We start from the raw sequence: 18,260 nt of genomic DNA, 5'->3' as shown, positions 1-18,260 counted from the left end.
TCCTGTGATGTTATTTTGGCTGAAGCGAAGAGGAAAAAGGAACCGATAATTCACTGAACGGGAAGTGAACACATTGTATTACGTAAACAGAGAACAGATTGCCCGCCGGCTTGCTGCCGTACCGGAGGTGGCCGAAGGTCTTCGTCGCGCGTCACAAGCTTGGGATGGCAGTCTCATGCTGGGTCTGGTACAGGAACGCTGTCTTCATCTGGCGATTGAAATCGTTACGGATGTTGGGAGTTATCTCATTGATGGCTTCATCATGCGTGATGCGAGCAGTTATGACGATATTATTGAAATTAACCACGAAGAGAAAGTTTTTGATCATGCAACCTATGAGGTGCTTAGTCGCCTCGTATCGTTGCGCAAGCCGCTCGTTCAGGACTATTACAGCTGGGAGCGGTCTGAACTGCATCCGCTGAGCAGTGACTTGCCGGGCGTGCTTGAACATTTTTCCCATCAGGTCAATACCTATGTGGAAAAAGAACTCGGACCTTTCCAGACTGCACAGGCCGAGGGACAGAGCAAGGAATGAGGGGAAACAGCATGACGAACGAACGGAAAGAAGCTCGAGAAGTAAATAATGAAACGAATGACATACCTTCCGGGTTTCATCCGGTATATATGATTGAGCTGTTATTTCAAGAACGTCCCGTTATAGATCAGGGGCGTTTGCATGATGCACTGAGCCGTCATACCGGACAAGTCCGGCTTGACGTGAAGCAGGGTAATGAGGAGCATAATCCTGAGATGCTGGTTTTCTACCACCTGGATTATAAGGTTTCTTTTCAGGAAGGTAATATTCCAGCACAGACTTGCATGCTCCCCATTACTGAAATTGTAGATCGTGCCCGCTTTGGAGGGGCTTTACAGCAAGCCTGGCATTGGCCAGAAGCAGGACAAGCTATGGAAACGATCCAATATTCTATCCGACTTCATGATATGTTCACTGCTGCCATGCCGCGCAAACAACGACTCGAATTGTTCCAAAAGACGATTCAGGCTGTCATGGAAGTGTTGCCTTGTGAGGCGTTATACTGGTACGGAAGTGACAAATTAGTTGAACCAGAAGCCTATGTGCTGTCACAGGAGCGTGAGGAGCATCTCTACGCTGCGATGAATGTGCGCATGTATCAGGCTGGGGGCACGGAGGAACAGCGTCAGCTGGTTATGGACACGGTAGGTTTGTCAGCACTTGGTGTGCCTGATGTACAGTGTCATTTTATTGGACTCGATCCGGATACGGTAGCCCAGACATTACTGGGTGCCGCCTATTACATATTTGATCAGGGAGATGTTCTACAGGATGGACAGACGCTGGGATCTTCCGGCGGACGACGCTGGCGTTGTGAGCATCAGGCGGCGTTGATTGCACCAGGACGATATGTAATTGATCTGGACCCGGGTGATGAACATGCTGCTGCTCCGCTTGAGCCGGCGCGGCAGACCTGAGACATATCTCGATAACGTCAGAAGGTGCGAAGACGACATCCAGAATTTTTTTTGGTATCCGAGTGTCAGGTCAAGCCCTTGCTGCTTATACTGCATCAACAGAGTAGGCATTCGCCCGGATTGACGAGCAACAGGTCGTTGCTTAGTTATTCGGTACTTCATTTAAGGTAAAGGGAGAGATGAGACGTGAAGGATTCTAACAAAAGTTTGTTGTGGGGAGCATTAATCGGCTCGGTTGTAGGTTCAGTGACAGCTTTGCTGCTGGCGCCAAAATCCGGACGCGAACTTCGTCAAGATATTTCGGAAGGTGCACGTCAGGTGAGTGAGAAGGGTCAGGAACTGGCTAGCAAGGTAGGAGAACAAAGCGCACAGATCGTATCCAAAGTAAAAGAGACGGCAGATGTCGTTATCCAGGATATCCAATCGTGGCGCAATTGCGCTGAAGGTAAAGAAGTGCGCGTATCCGCCGTCATTACTGATTCCGATTCTTCCATCGATGCAGATGCAGCAAATGAGTCTGGCATTGAAGTCATTGCGAAGCTTCCTGCCGACGACTCCAAAGATAACATCTAAAGTTAAGCTTGAACGCAAGCAGGCTTTCCTCCATCTGGAGGGGAGCCTGCTTTGTTGTGCGTGGTCGTGCAGGAGTTGTACGATACGGCATTTTGTTTGAACCCTGCGATGAAATCGGGTAAGATGTAGGTACCTTTTTGCCTGAAAATTCATACGGTAGGAAGAAAGCTCTGGGAACCAATATGTTAACAGAACCAATTCAATGAAGAAGGAAGCGGTGTGTTCGTGCAGCAAGCAATCGCTATATTAGACTCCGGTGTAGGGGGATTGACGGTCGCCAAGGAAGTGATGCGTCAGCTCCCACGGGAAAAGATCATATATTTTGGAGATACTGCCCGGACACCGTACGGACCCCGTTCGTCCGAACAAGTTAAACAATTCACGGAACAAATCGTTGATTTCTTGATCCAGTTCGATCCGAAGGTTATCGTTATCGCCTGTAATACGGCTACGGCAGCAGCGCTCGACTATATTCGAGCCAAGGTGAATGTGCCTGTCATTGGTGTCATTCATCCTGGAGCACGAGCAGCCATCACAGCGACACGCACAGGACGCATTGGTGTCATTGGCACCGTGGGGACCATTGGAAGTGGTGCATATACGTCTGCACTCAAACAGTTGTCTCCCTATATTGATGTGGTCAGTCAGGCTTGTCCGGCACTTGTGCCACTGGTGGAGCAAGGCGAATTCCGTTCCGAGCAAACGACAAGTACGGTGGAGCAATCTCTAGGCCAGATTAAACAACAGCCGATTGATTGTCTTATTCTGGGTTGTACGCACTATCCTTTTCTCATGGATACCATTCAGGAGGTTATGGGGCAGGAAGTGAAGCTGATTAGTTCGGCAGATGAAACGGCAAGGGAAATCAGTACGATTTTGTATGATAAACGAAAGCTGGCCAGTGGGGATGAGACGCCGGTCCATCAGTTTTTTTGCACAGGGGACCCCCGCATGTTCCAGAATATTACCCGCCAATGGCTCGGAGAGCAGATCTCCAAAACGCCAGTTGTGTGGCAGGTTACCCAATTACCATAACTTTTTTTGATTTCAATGCTTATAAGAATCCCGGAATACTTAGTGTTCCGGGATTCTTTTGTTTATATCCGAAAGTATAAGAAGCTCAGATGTATCATCACGTTTTCTTATGTTGGAGGGATTTACGCGATTCATGTCACATGACGGACAACCAGACCCGCATACATATTACATACAGTAAGGACACTGGCGAGAAAAGGACGGGAGATTACACAATTTCCTAAGGGAAAGGAGATCGACATGGAGCTGCAATGGATTATTGTTCAGCAGGGAGATACCTTGTCGCGTATTGCGGCAGCGAACCATATGACGAAGGAGTTACTGGCTGCTCTCAACCCTGAAGCAGCGTCCCAGCCTTATTTGCTAACAGGACAGATGCTGCGCATTACGCCGGGAACGGGACGCAGATATGCAGTGCAACCAGGGGAGAAAGTGGCTGTGATTGGATTACGTTTTGGACTGAATGAAGAAGAATTGCGTGAGGCCAATCCAGAAATAGCGAACATTCCGGACTGGTGCGGGCGATGTATTCATATTCCGGATTCAAATGGAAAAACTATCGTCAAGTTGCAGGGAGAGTATGGTTATCGTGAAATGAGCCGTGATATCGGTTTGCTGGAAAAGAAGTATCCATTTATCGAGATTGGCTCGATAGGCAGCAGTGTTATGGGCAAGACTTTGCCTTATCTACGTTTGGGTGATGGCCCCAGACATATTCATGTTAACGCATCTGTTCATGCGAATGAGTGGCTGACAACGGCGGTTCTAATGCGGTTTATTGAAGAATATGCGAAGGCCTACAGTACACATACGCCATGGCATCAATTCCAGACGGAACGTTGGATGCAAGAAACCACGCTGTGGACGGTGCCCATGGTCAACCCGGATGGAGTTGAATTGGTGCAAGAGGGCGTGGTCAATGATCATCCCCATGCAGAAGAATTGCTGGCATGGAATGCTGGACGCTCCCATTTTACGCATTGGAAGTCTAATATCAGGGGAGTAGACCTTAACGATCAATTCCCGGCTTATTGGGAGGAAGAAGCAGCTAGAAGAGGGATAACGACACCAGGGCCCAGAGATTATGCAGGAACCGCTCCCTTATCGGAACCGGAGGCATGGGCACTTGCACAGTGGACCGAGCAACATCATTTCGATGCTGTCGTTTCGCTGCACAGTCAGGGACAAGAAATTTATTGGAACTACCGAGATTTGGAGCCAAAGGAGAGTGCCCCGCTGTCACGCAGACTGGCAAGGGCTTCGGGGTACAAGGCAGTTAAGCTGGGTGGAAGTGATGCAGGGTACAAAGACTGGTTCATTCAGAAGTTTCGAAAGCCCGGCTTCACGGTAGAAGTGGGACTTGGGGTCAACCCGCTGCCCATGGATCAGTTCGATGACATCTGCGTAGAGGTTGGCATGCTGTTGGCTGAATTATTAACAGATCGAGAGCACTAACAGGGAAGACCGGGAATCCATGAAATCTGACTTCACATAATTTGGATGGGAAGACATGAAACTTAAAGGTTGTCCACTCGTATAACAGGAACGGGCGCTGTTACCGGCGTTCGTTTTTTTAATCTGCATATTGCATCATTCGTTCCGGAACGCTCTGGAACGGGTAATGATGGGTGTGACTATAACGTGTTCTGTTTTATTTCAGTGCAATAATCATACGGAGGGGTTCATATGAAGTGGAGAAGACTGCTGTCATTCAAACGATGGACACAAGTATTCAAACGGCTGCCGCGTCTGTTGCGGGCTCCTCAGATCCCTTTGGGTGAGAAGCTGCTGTTCATCATCCCGGCGCTGCTCTACTGGGTGCTTCCTGACGTGATGCCGTTTATGCCTATAGATGATATCGGGGTTACGTTGTTGCTGATGAACTGGTTTGTAAGTCGTGCGGAGCGCAAATATCCGGTACTTACAGCGGGTGCGTCGTCTTAATCCGACACAAAATGGGTGGTTTTAACATCGATTTTGCATCAATGTTATTGCGAAGCGCAGTAATTTTCTTTACAATAGATGCTGGAGTTTAGAAATACTGAAAATTGTTGGAACCAGCAATTACGATATAGGAGATGAATGAAATGAACTGCAAAATTACACGTAATGCCGCGAAAGTATTGAAACTTGAACTGGACAAGCCTGAGAACGAAGGTAAATTGCTGCGCGTTGTGATCACACATGCACATGGAGATCATGCCCACTACGGACTCGATATCGATACGCCAAAAGAAAATGATACGGTTGTATCTACCGATAAAGAGATCGACGTTATTCTTGAGAATGATCAGCCTTTGCTGGATGGCGTTAAAATTGATTACCTTTACTTCCCTGAAGAAGGCTTCGTTATTACGAATCCATCCCAAGGCAACCACGGCGACCACTAAGGGAGCGAAGAAGGGGAACTCATGGCTAACGATATCCGCGTATGCGAAAAATGTAATCATATCAGACTAAAATCGATTGTAGCCAAGTTGGAGAAAATGGCTCCGGATACGGAGATCAAAATTGGTTGCAAATCGTATTGCGGTCCCTGCGCGAAGCGTGCTTTTGTCTTCATCAACGGTAGGTACATCAGTGCTCCGTCAGAAGAAGAAGTGCTTGCAAAAGTAGCGAAATTCGTAAAGTAATTGTATGAATTTACATTGGGCAAACTTGTCCACGAACGGAAAAGAGAGGCCGCGGCCTCTCTTTTTTAGTTGTGATTAGGAACGGTACAGGGTTAGAACGTAAAGCCCTGCATCATTTCAAAAATCTTAAAGGTATCCTCTTGAATCTCAATGGCGATGATAGTATCGCTTTTTTTCAAATAATGAACATTCCCCATACGCTCTTCTTCCACTTCAACCCATCCGGCTTCGAATAATTTCTCAAAATAATCGGAGGGTACATATAATCCCTGTTCTCCCCCGATATGTTTCAATTCATATTTAATGCCTGTTTTAATGTTTGGATTGTCTGAATATGTCGTTATACTCAGCTGCTTTGCATTCACGGGAACCGGGATCTCGTTATTAATAGAGGAGCCTGTATATCCCGTTATTTCATACGTCGAAGGTGTACAGCCGCTGATGAGTAGCAATAAAGATAGCAGTATGAACATAATCCCAAAGTTCTTCAAACACACGCCTCCTTGTGAAAAGGTACTTATCAAATAAACGCAGTCAGACCGGAAAAGGTTATACACATCATGATATTTATCACTAATCGTTTAATGGGAACAGTGAAGCGATCCGTCATTGTTTTAGCAAAAGAAGAATAAGGAAGGCCGATGTCAACCATCCTAATGGGGTAACAGGAACATGATCCCAAGGAGGAATACTCATGCCGAAGCGTTATGATTCCAGTTTGCAAGCCGATACGACCGTATCCCAGGCGCAGAATGCAGTGAACAAACTTCATTATGCCGTTTCACAGGCAATGTCACATCCAACAGAACAGACCATTGAACAAGCAGAACGCCGTTTGGCGCATACCGAGCAGGCTATGCTTCAAGCTGAACGTTCGCTTGGAGGTCAGGGCGTTGAGCTGGCAGAAGAGATGTTCATTGAGGAGAAGAGAAGATTGAACTCGATCCAGAGTCAGAATGGGCAAGGGGATCTATAGGCGTTCCTGTCACACCAGAAACCCGCAGAGCAGCAGTGCTTTGCGGGTTATTCATGTCTCTTTTGAATGACCCCAAGAAGTGGATCTCAGTCAAACTGTGTGTAACGTGCCGCTTAAAATTTGGTGAGAAGGTTAATAGACCAAGAGCAGGCAAATTTCACACAGGAGGTACAGAATGACAAAACATATTACAGATTGTACGATTCTGAACAACGGAGTGACGATGCCATGGCTGGGATTTGGGACTTATCGAGCAAAAGGCAAGGAAGTACAGCAAGCAGTGGAGACTGCATTGGAAGTCGGATATCGGAGTATTGATACGGCGTCCGTTTATGGAAATGAAGAAGAAGTGGGACAAGCTATTGCGAGCAGTGGTGTTGCTCGGAATGAGCTGTTTGTGACAACCAAGCTGTGGAACGAGGATCAAGGCTTTGATTCGACCTTGAGAGCATTTGAGGCCAGTCAGAAGGCGCTTGGATTAAATGTCATTGATCTATACTTAATTCACTGGCCTGGTAGAGACCAGTATAAGGAGACGTGGAGAGCTTTCGAACGTCTATATAGCGAAGGAAGTGTACGTGCCATTGGTGTAAGTAATTTCGAAGTACACCATCTGCGCGATATCATAGATGAAGGTGGAACGGTACCTGCGGTGAATCAGGTGGAACTGCATCCAGGTCTGATTCAACAGGAGTTGCAGGATTTCTGCGGGGAGCAGGGCATTCAACTGGAGGCATGGAGCCCCATTATGAGAGGTAAACTGAACAAGGAATCGGCTTTGAAAAGTCTGGCCCAGAAATACGGAAAAACACCAGCGCAAGTTATTCTGCGTTGGGATATTCAGAACCAGATCGTGACGATTCCGAAGTCGGTTACCCCGGAGCGAATTCGCGAGAATGCGGACATCTTTGATTTTGAACTGACTCCCGATGAGCTGAAACTGATTGATGCGCTGGATTCGGATAAACGGACGGGACCACATCCGGATCAGCTGTTTTGGGATTGAGCGTGTAGCTCAATTCCAAAATGAGTGTTTAATGATCTGCTTGTGGATGTTCCGGTGACGGATCGTTCTTCGTGATATAAAATGAAAGCATAATCCTTTACAGTAGGCCACTACGTGTGCAGAACAATCTTTCGATCGCCGTTATCCCCGGTTTTTTTGGAATTCCCTATCTTCAAAGGGTAAAATCCAGTGATAAATGCGAAGTATATGCTTCCGTTGCAGCTTTCTTTCAGAAAGCTTTTAGCGCCGCTTCTCCAGATTTGTTCTGCCCTCTCCGTTATAGTGTAAATTATGAGTTCATCTTAAGTGGATGGATTTAAAAGGGAAAAGTGAAAAGCAGCAGGTTCAGGGGATAACCCTTGATCCTGCTGCTTTTGTGTTATTTGGATTGGTCCGGTTGCGGAACCTCGCAGCCGTCTTCGGTGCATACTCCACTGCCATCTGCGTCAGTGGTGTTGGACTCTACCATTGTGAAGGGGGAACGCTCGTCCCATGCTTTCTGGATAGCGTCAAGGAACACCTCATCCGGTTGAGCACCAGATACAGCGAACTTGCGATCAAATACGAAGAACGGTACACCTCGGATGCCTAACTGTTCGCCTTCGGCTTGATCGGCACGAACCTGTTCTGCGAATTGATTACTGGACAACACTTCTGCTGCTGCATTGCGATCTAGACCTACTTCTTCAGCCAACTCGATCAGTACATCGGAATTGCCGACATGTTTACCTTCGATGAAGATCGCTTGAAATAGTCGTTCGCTCAACTCAAGCATTTTTCCTTGTGTTTCTGCCCAATGCGTCAGACGGTGAGCAGAGAAGGAGTTGGTAGGGATCATCTCATCAATGTTGTATTCCAGTCCAGCCGTACGAGCATTGGCATTCATTTGGGCATTCATGCCGCGTGCCTGCTCCACACTCATATTGTATTTGGCAGCCAGATATTCTGCGTTGGTTTTGCCACTATTCAATTCAGCATTTGGATCAAGCTCAAAACTTTTGAACTGTAATTGCACTTCATCGCGGTGGGGGAATTGTGCGAGTACATTCTCCAGACGACGTTTGCCAATATAACAGAAAGGACACATAAAGTCGGACCATATTTCAATATTCATTCATTAAAACCTCCATCATCTATAAATGAAACCAATACAGTTACAATTATATAGCGACTTTCCATCATTCGCAAGGTTGTGGTTATTACCAGCCTCGAAAAAAGAAGTGCCGAAGCATGCAACGGATTGCAGCCTCAACACTTATAATTTAACTTCTTACTTATCCCGGTATGCCTTGGTCCAATGATAAGGCTGAATTTCGTCCAATCGTTTGTAAATTAAAGCTCCATCCGGATCGTACACGGCAGCCTTCACGTCTTCTCCCCAGAAAAACAATCGTTCCTGGCACACACCACAAGGGGTGAGGACCTTGAATTCTGAGTGCTCATCGTCCCGTGCTACACAGATCGAGTGGGTGACCCGCTCGTTTAATTTGTGTGCTTCTAGATAGGCTCCTGTTTCCATACATAAGTGCGTGGCGTCGTTAATCACTTCTGGAGCTACGCTGATTAACAGCGATCCAGCTTCGGTATAAACAGCAGCTGCGCCGCCCCACCCTTGAGGGTAGCGATGTTTGACAAAGTTTGCAGCTTCTTCGAACAGCTTTTGTTCGATATTGAATTGGTCAGGATGTGACGTCATGGTCATGCACTAGCTCCATTTCATTGTAGTATCGGGTTAACTTTAAAAAAATGAATTATACAGTTCCGTCAGCTACCGTTCCATATCTGTTAGGATTCGGACGCAGGCGCTTGCTCCTCGCGAAAACGCGAGATCAGGTCAAACGTATTAACCGTATCTGACACATGCAGTCGCTTTGTTGCTTCATCATGGCTAGATCGGCAAGCATTAATATCCGTTTTGGTACCAGTAGACAGATCGTAACAGGAGCCGCTGTCATAGATGTAATCATCCGAAGGAATATAGAACAAGGAGCCATCTGTAAATGCACCACTGCGCAATACCACCATACGGGAGGAACCGTCGTACACATCGTTGCCCATGTGGTAGTAGGATTGATCTGAAATACCCAGCAGATGCAGTACTGAAGGTGTAACGTCCAGTTGTCCGGCAGGCTCGTCAATCGTTCCCGCTGCGGCTCCGTCAGGCAGATGCACCAGCAAAGGCACTTCGTTCATAATCTGCTCCATATCCAGATCAGTTAGTGAACGTCCGAGAAATTTCTCGTATTGTGGCTGTTCTTTGATGGAATTATCGTGATCCCCATAGAACATGAAGATCGTTTTGTCCCATAATCCCCGATTTTTCAGGTCTTCCACCATGTTGCCGAGCGCAGAATCCACGTAATGAACGGATTGCAGATAGTTGCCAAACATCGTTCCTTTGAATTCACCCACATCCAGCTGCTGTTTATCTTGGGGTAACGCGTATGGATGATGACTGCTGAGCGTAATGAGGAATGAGTAGAAGGGCTCTGTAACCTCACTGCTCATTTTTTCAACCGATTGGCGGAAAAAGGACTCATCCGACAGCGACCAGCCAAGCGGGTCATCCTGTTCAAAATCATTTTTACTGTAAAACTTGTCATACTTCATATTCTGATACATCGTATAACGATTCCAAAATCCGCTCTCATAGGCATGAAATACATTCGTACTATAACCATGATCCTTCAAGATAGAAGGCAGAGAATCATAACTGTGGTCTGCGTAACGGACAAACGCGGATCCAACCGACAGTGGATGCAATGAAATATTGGCCCCAAAGTCAGCATCCGATGTTCGCCCCTGACCTGTCTGGTGATAAAAGTGACTGTAGTACTGACTTTCCTTCATCAGCTCGTTAAAATGAGGCGTGATTTCCTGTCCGCCAATGCTTTGTCCAATCATGAAATTCATGAAGGCTTCACCTTGGACAATGATCACATTGCTGTCTTTATACTTGCCAAACATCGCATCCTTCAGTGGATCAGCCTGCTGTCTGCTGGCGAAATAAGCTTCCGCCTGTTCGAGATCGGCAGGATCGACCTCCGGTCCAGAGCCGAGCTGGTCTTTGGCATAGTTGTACAGATCATAGCCATGAAAAGCAAGAAGTCCGGTAACATTGTACATGGATACGTTCCACCAGTTGTTATCGAACAACCCTTTTGCCCAGGTTTTACTATAAAAATATATCGGACCAACCGCGAGCCCCAGACCCAATACCAGAGCAATGCTGCCTGCGGTGAGTCGACGACGCACACTTGATTTGCCTGAATTTGACGAGTAGGAGTTCAACCCGTTCGAATATGCGCTGGAACGTCCACGACGGTTACGTTTGCTGAACAGCAGGATCGCTGCGTATGGGATAATCACCAGCCAATCGACGAAGAACCACAGATCACTGGCGTAAATAAGCGTAGCAATACTGTCTCCCAAAGCGTCAACCTGTCTGGCTTGCATCAGCACAGGGATTGTTAGGAAATCCTGAAAGTAGCGATAATAAACCATATCCGCATAGATCAGTGCAGTGAGCAGCAGATTGAGTATAACGAGTGATATAATCATGCCCCGGCGAGGCAGCCACCAGGTCCAGAAGGACAGAAGCAGCAGCGAACCGATGGCAATCACTTTGTCCAGAAGACCCATCGTAATGTTGTAAGCGTGCAGATTGTGGTGGAGCCACATTAATTTGAGCAGCATGAGTACAAGAAAAATAAGATATAACGTAAATGGATGATTCAGAAGCCCACGCGGCGTAAGGCTGCGTGTTGGCTTAGTGACAAACATATATGTCTCCTCCCTGATGAATGGTTTTGTTAACGGAATGTAAAATAGGACTTTATCCATTATAGCGTGGTGTCATGGCTTTTCAACTATGCCCAGGGGAGAAAATCTTCATGCGGAAGCAATGTTAACAAGATCATCCATAAGTCTCCCGAAATACATACAAAAAAACGCCCCAGCCGTGAACGGCAGGAGCGCTTGATCATTCCAATATTATTATTGTTGTGGTGTTTTATTACGTGGAGGCAGTGGGCCCAAATACTGATAATATTGGGTTTCAATGCGTCCATTGAACAACTTACGGCGCTTGTCTGCCTTGTGTCCAAAGTCTTCCTCGAAAGATTTGGTCGACGTGATGGCAAAAAAGGACCATGTCGGTAAATCGAGGTAACTGCGCCCTAAAGAACGCAGCAGCTTCTGCACTTCTTTCTCTTCACTCAAACGTTCACCATATGGAGGGTTGGTAATAATGACACCATATTCGCCCTGTGGTCTTGCACGATGAGCGGGCAGGACGCTGACTTCAATATCTTTGGCGAAGCCGGCACTCTTGATTGCTGCCTGTGCTACTTCAATAGCTTCCGGATCGATGTCGCTGCCCGAAATTTGCAATGGAATATCGTCGCGAACCGCGTCAAATGCTTCTTCGCGCGCCTGTTCCCACAATTCTTCAGGAATGACAGCCCAGTTCTCGGAGTTGAAGGTCCGACGAAGTCCTGGTGCAATGTTCCAGCCGATCATGGCGGCTTCAATCAGCATGGTGCCTGAACCGCAACATGGATCATAGAATGGACGGGAAACATTCCAGCGGCTGAGCTGAATAAGTGCCGCAGCAAGCGTTTCTTTGAGTGGTGCTTCGGTTACGAGTTTACGATAACCCCGTTTATGCAGACCTGGTCCCGTCGTATCTAAAGTAAGCAGGGCGCGATCGTTCAGCAGAATGACCTCAATCACATAACGAGACCCATCCTCTGGGAACCACTCCGTGTCATAAGTCAGCTTCAGTTTCTCTACGATTGCTTTCTTCACGATCCCTTGTGATGCAGGCACACTGCTCAACTGAGATTTTTGGGAGCGACCTTCAACCGGAAATTCGCCATCGGCTGGAATCCATTCCTCCCAAGGTAATGCTTTGGTACCTTCAAATAATTCATCGAAAGTTGTCGCCGGGAATTCACCCATTTTGACCAACACCCGGTCGGAACTTCTCAGCCACAGATTACACCGGCAAATATCAATATAATCTCCAGTGAAGAAAACCCGGCCATTGTCGATCGTAACATCCTCATACCCCAGTTGCTTCAGTTCCCGGGCGACAACAGCCTCGAGTCCCATCGCCGAGGTCGCAATCAATTGCAATTGAGCCATGTGATTCATTTCAACTCCATTTCAAGCTGGGGAAGGAATATCCTTCTCTCAGCTGTATAGTGACGGTGCGGCCTTGCCGCTTTCCGTGAAAAAACTTACAATGAGAAATGCGGTGAGCTAATGCATTCATCTTTCGAGCCGATGCAGCAGTTCAACCGCCTGTGTTTGACAACAAACATTTATTATAGAACATTGGCATCCATATGGAAAGCAGTCCAAGTGTCCAAGGAGGATTTTAGCGGTGAATCTGACCCCTGACGAATATGTAAATCAATTATTTCAAGAGGATGATCTCTTGTTAAAGGTAAAAGAAGCCATCCGATCGAACGGCATGCCGGAAGTTTCGGTTGCAGCGGCCTATGGCCGTTTGCTCACTTTTCTCGCGAATACATCGAAAGCCGAGGCTGTACTCGAAATCGGCGTGCTGGGCGGATACAGCGGAATTTGTCTTGCTCGCGGTTTAAGTGACGGGGGGACCCTGACTTCGCTTGAACTAAAAGAGCAATACGCAGCGATGGCTCGCGGTCATCTGGAGGAAGCAGGCTTTGGGGATAAAGTCGAATATCGAATTGGCCCCGCAGCTGACAGTCTGGAGCAGCTGGCACAGGAAGGACGTACCTTCGATTTCTTCTTCATTGATGCAGACAAGGAGAATTATCCCGTATACCTCGATTACGCCATTAAGCTCGCGCGGCCCGGGGCGGTCATTGTGGGAGATAACTGTTTCCTGCGCGGCCGTACGCTGAATTCAGACAAGCAGGGTCCGGCTGTCCTCGCGGTTCGACGCTTCAACGAGCAGATGGCCAGTGACCCGCGCCTCGTAACGACGATGCTGCCGGATTATGATGGTCTGGCTCTGGCCTGGGTGAAGTAAGAAAAGATGCAGATCCGTTAAAACGGATGGAATGCGTATTCAATTCGAAAAGAAAGAGACGATAACACTCCTGAATCTCAGGGTATTATCGTCTCTTTCTGCTTATTGGAGTGAAGTGATGAGAGCCTTATTAAACTTCAGGCGTTCCGTAAGTCTCGAACCATTTTTGGATCGTGTCAAAATCGTCGCTAAAGGACAGGCCGAGCATCAACAAAATGCGTGCTTGCTGAGGACTGAGGTTGTCACCGGCTATAACGCCTTTCCCACCGCCATATACACTGCCTGAACCTGTCCGAGTGGTCGTTACGAAGATTACGCCATCCTCGACCGCTTTGGTACGTGCTTGTCCCATCGCTTTGGAGATACCGCCTGCTCCGGTACCGGACGTTACGATTCCCTTGGCGCCGCCCTTCACAAATCCTTCAATAGCTTCGCCGCCAGCTTCCTGATAGGAAATCGCAATTTCCACCTTGGCGAGATCTGCCTTCGTGATTTTGCTCAGGTCGAATGCCGGTTTCAATGTACCTTCAGGCTTCAAGGCACGTGCAGGAGCACGGTAAATTCGAATGTTTTCTTCATCAATATAACCTACTGCACCAAGCATCGGAGTTTCGAACGTGTCTGTTCGATAATCATTCGTTTTGGTCACGCCGCGTGCCAATTGAATGGTATCGTTCAACATTAGCACGGTCCCAAATGAAGTGGTGCGCCCGCTGCCTGCGAGCTTAATGGCGTTGTACAGATTCGCTTGTGCATCTGAGCCGATAACTGTCCAAGGGCGCATGGACCCTGTAATGACGACGGGTTTGTCACTTTGTACGGTCATGTCAAGGAAGTAGGCGATTTCCTCCATGGTATCTGTACCGGTGGTAACTACAACGCTGTCATACTGAGCCAGAGCCTTATCTACCGTCTGAGATAAGTCATAGAGATCAGCCATGGTATAAGAACCTGAACCTGAATTTCCAAATTGGAGAGTGCTAACATCTGCAATCTTCTGTTTGTCCGGTAAGGCGTCGACCATTTCTCCAATCGGGAGTGTACCAGCTTTATAGTTCTGGAAGCTGGTTGCATCCTCGGATTGACCTGCAATCGTACCACCCGTTCCAATGACCAGAACATTAGGCAGTGCGGATTGTTTGGACGAATCTGATAGAGCAGGGATGGTCGTATTGCGAGCCGGAGTGGATGATGCAGTCTGAACCGCACTAGTTGTACCGCTCACTTCTACCGTAGCCGCGTGAGCTGCATAGGTCCCGATGGGGGACAAGGAAATGGTCAGAGCTGTCAAAGCGGCTGTGCTCCATACAGCCCAAGGACGAAGATTTGAAGTTTTTTTCATGAATAGCACTCTCCTTCAGGTTAGTTTCGTGTGATGTTTGTTGAGGATGATATGTATATGAATTCAAATTGATTGTATTTCATGTTAAATAATATGACAATTGTAGATATAGATAGAGTAATCGGTTACATTTATAGAAATGTAGAGTATATAGCGTATTTATGAGGATTTATGGATAAATATGAGAAGGTAAAAAAGAGAATGAGGAATATGAAATCATAATAAATAATTTTTTGTGTCATATTTTATTACATTTGAGTCTTTTGACCTGATAGATTTAGAAGGAAACTTTGGGGAAAGTGTTGCAGTATCGTCCATAGCTGAAGTGATCTTATCCAAAACGAATAGCGGGGGTATAAGTTAGCAAGTCTTGACGATTTTTGTAATACGTTCTAGGAAAAGAGGCTCAATTATTGCCAAATATTTGTATGCCCGCAGTGTTGAGTCTATAATATATGGTGATTTCAATATGTAAATAAATATATATTAATGATTGGAGGAGAAACGATGAACCGAGCACCCAAAAAGTATGCCAATTACATTCCGATCCGGGAGCTGGAGGCGGTGGAGCAGCAATTATTTCCCTTCCAGGTGTACGCTGAACTTCGTGACAATACTCCAGTCCGCTATGACAACCATCGAGAATGCTGGGATGTTTTCCGTTATGAAGATGTGCAATATGTGTTAAAAAATCCTAAACTGTTCTCTTCTGAACGTGATCGCGCAAACGCCAGCATGCTTACTACAGATCCGCCGAAGCACAAACAACTACGGGATCTGGTTAATCAGGCGTTCACACCTAGAGCGATCGAAGCGTTAGCTCCGCGTATTCAGGAAATCGCTGATGAATTATTGACTCCGCATTTTTCAGAAGGTCGTATGCGTCTTATCGATGATCTTGCTACTCCACTTCCAGTTATCGTGATCGCTGAATTGATTGGAGTCCCTGCAACGGATCGCCAGAAGTTCAAAGACTGGTCTGATGCACTCGTGAAGGGGGCGCGGGATGACAGTGACGAAGCTTTCCAGGAATTGATGGAAGAAAAGAAACGGAACCAGCAGGAGTTGGCGAGCTACTTCACGGCCATAATGGAAGAAAGACGTCAGCGACCAGAGGATGATCTGATCTCTATACTGCTTGCTGCAGAGATTGAAGGGGAGAAGCTAACGGCAGAGGAAGTGGTCGGATTTTGCATCTTGTTACTTGCTGCCGGTAATGAAACCACAACCAATCTGATTACCAATGCCGTTCGTATTCTGTTAGAGCAGCCTGAGCTTCAACAGCAGCTGCGAGAACATCCTGAACTTATCCCCACTGCGGTAGAGGAAACGTTGCGTTATTATCCGCCAATTGTGGCTATAGGGCGTATTGCCAAAGAAAACGTAGAATTGAACGGACAAACGATTCAGGCGGGGGAACAGGTGATATCCTGGGTAGGATCGGCCAACCGGGATAGCGCTCAATTCGATCAGGCAGAGAAGTTCGTGCCCGACCGCAAGCCGAACAGACATATGGGTTTTGGTTTTGGTATTCATTTCTGTCTCGGTGCGCCGCTTGCACGACTTGAGGCGAGGGTTGTACTTCAGACGATGCTTCGGCAAATGGAAGACATTCAGCTTGTGCCGGAAACCGTTCTGCAGCCGATTCAAAGTGCTTTTGTATTTGGAGTTAAAGAATACCCGATTCAATTCACAAGCCATCTGACTTAATGACTCAATGAATCAATTTTAAGGTTTGAACAAATGAATGCCAAAAGCCGCTTTCATGCCTAATAGGCGCTGAAAGCGGCTTTTTATAAGAACAAATAACATTGAATCCAAGCGTCAGGATTCTCTGATCAGAGGGGGCTTTTTGTACAGCTTGAGTCTTACCCACACCATGTTGAGCAGCAGCAGCCCACCAGAGACGATGAACAGTCCTTCGATGCCAATGAACCCGGCCATAAAGCCACCGATTACGGCTCCAAGCATGTTACCGAGCGCGAGTGTACTCGTATTAAAGCTGAAGGCCCGACTAATCATGCTATCTGGCGTATAGGAGCGAATGAGCGCGTTGACACTCGGAAGCAGGCCGCCCATGAACACACCCATCATGAAACGGACGATGATGAGCTGCCATACCGTCTGCACGAAAGCTTGAGGTATAAGCATGAGCCCTGTTCCTATGAGAGAGAAGGTAAGTACCTTGTGTGAACCTACCCTGTCACTGAGTTTCCCGAGTATCGGGGACATGGCCATGTTAGATAGTCCCGTGACTGCACCGACAAGCCCTGCCCAGAAGGCGACGTTGACATCCGAACCGTGTAACTTCTGTACATACAGCGGCAAGAGTGACATCGGGCTGATCATGGCAAATTGCAATAGGAATGTTACAGCGAATAGCGCAGGTAACTGGGGAGACTTGTTCAGTTCCTTCAGACCGGACAATACGGATTGTTCCGGCAGTTTGGCCGCTTCCTTGCGGTCAAACTTCTCTCTGACCAGGAACATGGCGAGCATGGAAGCCGCAAAGATCAGTCCGCCAGTAATATAGAAGATAGGGCGGAAGCCCACTGCATCAGCAAGCAAACCGCCGATCAGCGGACCTAGAATCGTACCGGCCACTTGGCCGGATTGGCTGATGCCCATGGCAAAACCCATGCGATCCTTCGGCGTTGTACCCGAGATCAATGCAACTGCTGCCGGGTTGAATCCGGAGATCGTACCGTTGAGCAGTCGTAATAAAAGGAGCTGCCATGGGTTCTGTGCAAAACCCATCAAGGCAATAACAATCGCCATCCCGAATCCGGAACGCAGCAACATAATTTTCCGTCCGTACTTGTCAGACAATTTGCCCCACAAGGGCTGGAACAAAAATGAGGTGAGGAAGTTGGCAGCAAATATAAATCCCGCCCATATGCCAATTTCATGCTCACCAACCACGCCAAGATCCCTGGCGAGATAAAGGGACAAAAACGGGGTAATCATGGTCATGCCCGAGTTGACCAGAAATTGTCCAAACCAAAGCACAATGAGGTTTACTTTCCACGTTTTCAAAGTGCTTTCACTTCCTTTCCGATCGTTTCTGCAACGTTTCAAAAAAACACGATTCTTTCATTATAACATAATTTGCATATAGATGAGGGGATGTAAGGAATGTCATAGTATTGTCATCGGAACAGATCGACACGTGGTTGTTACCGCTCTTTAAAAAGGGCATAATGTTATTTATGAGTCCAAAA

The 18,260-nt window shown here is 47.2% G+C and carries 19 protein-coding genes; 12 read left to right on the top strand and 7 right to left on the bottom strand.

Translation table 11 applies throughout. The features are described from left to right. Positions 1 to 73: 73 nt before the first annotated feature. The 8 genes from CRO25_RS10500 to CRO25_RS10465 all read left to right on the top strand — a co-directional run bounded on the left by CRO25_RS10500 (position 74) and on the right by CRO25_RS10465 (position 5,693). A complete protein-coding gene (locus CRO25_RS10500) occupies positions 74 to 535 on the top strand; it encodes a DUF86 domain-containing protein (RefSeq protein ID WP_063564905.1) in 462 nt (153 codons plus the stop codon). Between the two features lie 11 nt (positions 536 to 546). Next, positions 547 to 1,452 (top strand): DUF4261 domain-containing protein, encoded by a 906-nt coding sequence (locus CRO25_RS10495; protein ID WP_063564904.1) that lies wholly within the window; start codon positions 547 to 549, stop codon positions 1,450 to 1,452. A 186-nt stretch (positions 1,453 to 1,638) separates the two neighbouring features. Beyond that, positions 1,639 to 2,025 (top strand): YtxH domain-containing protein, encoded by a 387-nt coding sequence (locus CRO25_RS10490; protein WP_063564903.1) that lies wholly within the window; start codon positions 1,639 to 1,641, stop codon positions 2,023 to 2,025. 225 nt (positions 2,026 to 2,250) lie between these two features. Next, complete coding sequence (gene racE, locus CRO25_RS10485) at positions 2,251 to 3,060, top strand: glutamate racemase (RefSeq protein ID WP_063564957.1); 810 nt, start codon at positions 2,251 to 2,253, stop codon at positions 3,058 to 3,060. Between the two features lie 240 nt (positions 3,061 to 3,300). Then, positions 3,301 to 4,515 carry a M14 family metallopeptidase gene (locus CRO25_RS10480; RefSeq protein WP_372828760.1) on the top strand — a complete coding sequence of 405 codons (1,215 nt, stop codon included), beginning with the start codon at positions 3,301 to 3,303 and terminating at the stop codon, positions 4,513 to 4,515. 231 nt (positions 4,516 to 4,746) lie between these two features. Beyond that, positions 4,747 to 5,004, top strand: coding sequence for a hypothetical protein (locus CRO25_RS10475; protein WP_062322197.1), 258 nt, complete (start codon positions 4,747 to 4,749; stop codon positions 5,002 to 5,004). Between the two features lie 143 nt (positions 5,005 to 5,147). After that, entirely contained in the window at positions 5,148 to 5,450 is a 303-nt protein-coding gene (locus CRO25_RS10470) for a hypothetical protein (RefSeq protein ID WP_063564902.1), read from the top strand. 21 nt (positions 5,451 to 5,471) lie between these two features. Beyond that, positions 5,472 to 5,693, top strand: coding sequence for a DUF1450 domain-containing protein (locus tag CRO25_RS10465; protein ID WP_024629198.1), 222 nt, complete (start codon positions 5,472 to 5,474; stop codon positions 5,691 to 5,693). Positions 5,694 to 5,785: 92 nt separating this feature from the next. Here CRO25_RS10465 and CRO25_RS10460 read toward each other — a convergent pair whose 3' ends face one another. Then, positions 5,786 to 6,184, bottom strand: a complete 399-nt coding sequence (locus CRO25_RS10460; protein WP_079694868.1) for a hypothetical protein — start codon at positions 6,182 to 6,184, stop codon at positions 5,786 to 5,788. A 203-nt stretch (positions 6,185 to 6,387) separates the two neighbouring features. On the opposite strand from CRO25_RS10460, the gene CRO25_RS10455 reads away from it, so the two are divergent. Together CRO25_RS10455 and CRO25_RS10450 are read left to right on the top strand one after the other, a co-directional pair. Then, positions 6,388 to 6,669 (top strand): hypothetical protein, encoded by a 282-nt coding sequence (locus CRO25_RS10455; RefSeq protein WP_063564900.1) that lies wholly within the window; start codon positions 6,388 to 6,390, stop codon positions 6,667 to 6,669. Positions 6,670 to 6,844: 175 nt separating this feature from the next. Continuing rightward, positions 6,845 to 7,675: an aldo/keto reductase gene (locus CRO25_RS10450; RefSeq protein ID WP_063564899.1), complete on the top strand. Its 831-nt coding sequence runs from the start codon at positions 6,845 to 6,847 to the stop codon at positions 7,673 to 7,675. 379 nt (positions 7,676 to 8,054) lie between these two features. Here CRO25_RS10450 and CRO25_RS10445 read toward each other — a convergent pair whose 3' ends face one another. The 4 genes from CRO25_RS10445 to CRO25_RS10430 all read right to left on the bottom strand — a co-directional run bounded on the left by CRO25_RS10445 (position 8,055) and on the right by CRO25_RS10430 (position 12,823). Next, positions 8,055 to 8,789, bottom strand: a complete 735-nt coding sequence (locus CRO25_RS10445) for a DsbA family oxidoreductase (RefSeq protein WP_079694867.1) — start codon at positions 8,787 to 8,789, stop codon at positions 8,055 to 8,057. A 156-nt stretch (positions 8,790 to 8,945) separates the two neighbouring features. After that, entirely contained in the window at positions 8,946 to 9,371 is a 426-nt protein-coding gene (locus CRO25_RS10440) for a cytidine deaminase (protein WP_063564955.1), read from the bottom strand. An 89-nt stretch (positions 9,372 to 9,460) separates the two neighbouring features. Next, complete coding sequence (locus tag CRO25_RS10435; protein WP_079694866.1) at positions 9,461 to 11,458, bottom strand: LTA synthase family protein; 1,998 nt, start codon at positions 11,456 to 11,458, stop codon at positions 9,461 to 9,463. A 213-nt stretch (positions 11,459 to 11,671) separates the two neighbouring features. Next, a complete protein-coding gene (locus CRO25_RS10430) occupies positions 11,672 to 12,823 on the bottom strand; it encodes a class I SAM-dependent RNA methyltransferase (protein WP_063564896.1) in 1,152 nt (383 codons plus the stop codon). A gap of 241 nt (positions 12,824 to 13,064) precedes the next feature. Here CRO25_RS10430 and CRO25_RS10425 point away from each other — a divergent pair, with 241 nt between their 5' ends. After that, the gene (locus CRO25_RS10425; RefSeq protein WP_079694865.1) at positions 13,065 to 13,697 is read left to right on the top strand and encodes an O-methyltransferase; all 633 of its coding nucleotides are present in this window, start codon (positions 13,065 to 13,067) and stop codon (positions 13,695 to 13,697) included. 130 nt (positions 13,698 to 13,827) lie between these two features. On the opposite strand, the gene CRO25_RS10420 is transcribed toward CRO25_RS10425, so the two are convergent. Beyond that, entirely contained in the window at positions 13,828 to 15,039 is a 1,212-nt protein-coding gene (locus CRO25_RS10420; RefSeq protein WP_079694864.1) for an asparaginase, read from the bottom strand. Between the two features lie 507 nt (positions 15,040 to 15,546). On the opposite strand from CRO25_RS10420, the gene CRO25_RS10415 reads away from it, so the two are divergent. Continuing rightward, positions 15,547 to 16,749 (top strand): cytochrome P450, encoded by a 1,203-nt coding sequence (locus CRO25_RS10415; protein WP_079694863.1) that lies wholly within the window; start codon positions 15,547 to 15,549, stop codon positions 16,747 to 16,749. 114 nt (positions 16,750 to 16,863) lie between these two features. Here the strand turns inward: CRO25_RS10415 and CRO25_RS10410 are convergent, their stop codons facing one another. Beyond that, on the bottom strand, positions 16,864 to 18,075 hold the full coding sequence (locus CRO25_RS10410; protein WP_063564892.1) for an MFS transporter: 1,212 nt from the start codon (positions 18,073 to 18,075) through the stop codon (positions 16,864 to 16,866). Positions 18,076 to 18,260: the final 185 nt, after the last annotated feature.

The organism is Paenibacillus sp. RU5M, from assembly GCF_900221055.1.
Classification (GTDB): domain Bacteria; phylum Bacillota; class Bacilli; order Paenibacillales; family Paenibacillaceae; genus Paenibacillus; species Paenibacillus marchantiae.
The sequence above is the reverse complement of the archived record's forward strand: the minus strand, read 5'-3'. Positions and strand labels throughout refer to the sequence as shown.

Excerpts from the sequence above, each read along its gene's own strand:
- CRO25_RS10470 (WP_063564902.1), top strand. The coding sequence starts at position 5,148 with ATGAACTGCAAAATTACACGTAATGCCGCGAAAGTATTGAAACTTGAA.
- CRO25_RS10445 (WP_079694867.1), bottom strand. The coding sequence starts at position 8,789 with ATGAATATTGAAATATGGTCCGACTTTATGTGTCCTTTCTGTTATATT.
- CRO25_RS10450 (WP_063564899.1), top strand. The coding sequence starts at position 6,845 with ATGACAAAACATATTACAGATTGTACGATTCTGAACAACGGAGTGACG.
- CRO25_RS10475 (WP_062322197.1), top strand. The coding sequence starts at position 4,747 with ATGAAGTGGAGAAGACTGCTGTCATTCAAACGATGGACACAAGTATTC.
- CRO25_RS10435 (WP_079694866.1), bottom strand. The coding sequence starts at position 11,458 with ATGTTTGTCACTAAGCCAACACGCAGCCTTACGCCGCGTGGGCTTCTG.
- CRO25_RS10455 (WP_063564900.1), top strand. The coding sequence starts at position 6,388 with ATGCCGAAGCGTTATGATTCCAGTTTGCAAGCCGATACGACCGTATCC.
- CRO25_RS10440 (WP_063564955.1), bottom strand. The coding sequence starts at position 9,371 with ATGACGTCACATCCTGACCAATTCAATATCGAACAAAAGCTGTTCGAA.
- CRO25_RS10465 (WP_024629198.1), top strand. The coding sequence starts at position 5,472 with ATGGCTAACGATATCCGCGTATGCGAAAAATGTAATCATATCAGACTA.
- CRO25_RS10430 (WP_063564896.1), bottom strand. The coding sequence starts at position 12,823 with ATGGCTCAATTGCAATTGATTGCGACCTCGGCGATGGGACTCGAGGCT.
- CRO25_RS10480 (WP_372828760.1), top strand. The coding sequence starts at position 3,301 with ATGGAGCTGCAATGGATTATTGTTCAGCAGGGAGATACCTTGTCGCGT.
- CRO25_RS10420 (WP_079694864.1), bottom strand. The coding sequence starts at position 15,039 with ATGAAAAAAACTTCAAATCTTCGTCCTTGGGCTGTATGGAGCACAGCC.
- CRO25_RS10415 (WP_079694863.1), top strand. The coding sequence starts at position 15,547 with ATGAACCGAGCACCCAAAAAGTATGCCAATTACATTCCGATCCGGGAG.
- CRO25_RS10495 (WP_063564904.1), top strand. The coding sequence starts at position 547 with ATGACGAACGAACGGAAAGAAGCTCGAGAAGTAAATAATGAAACGAAT.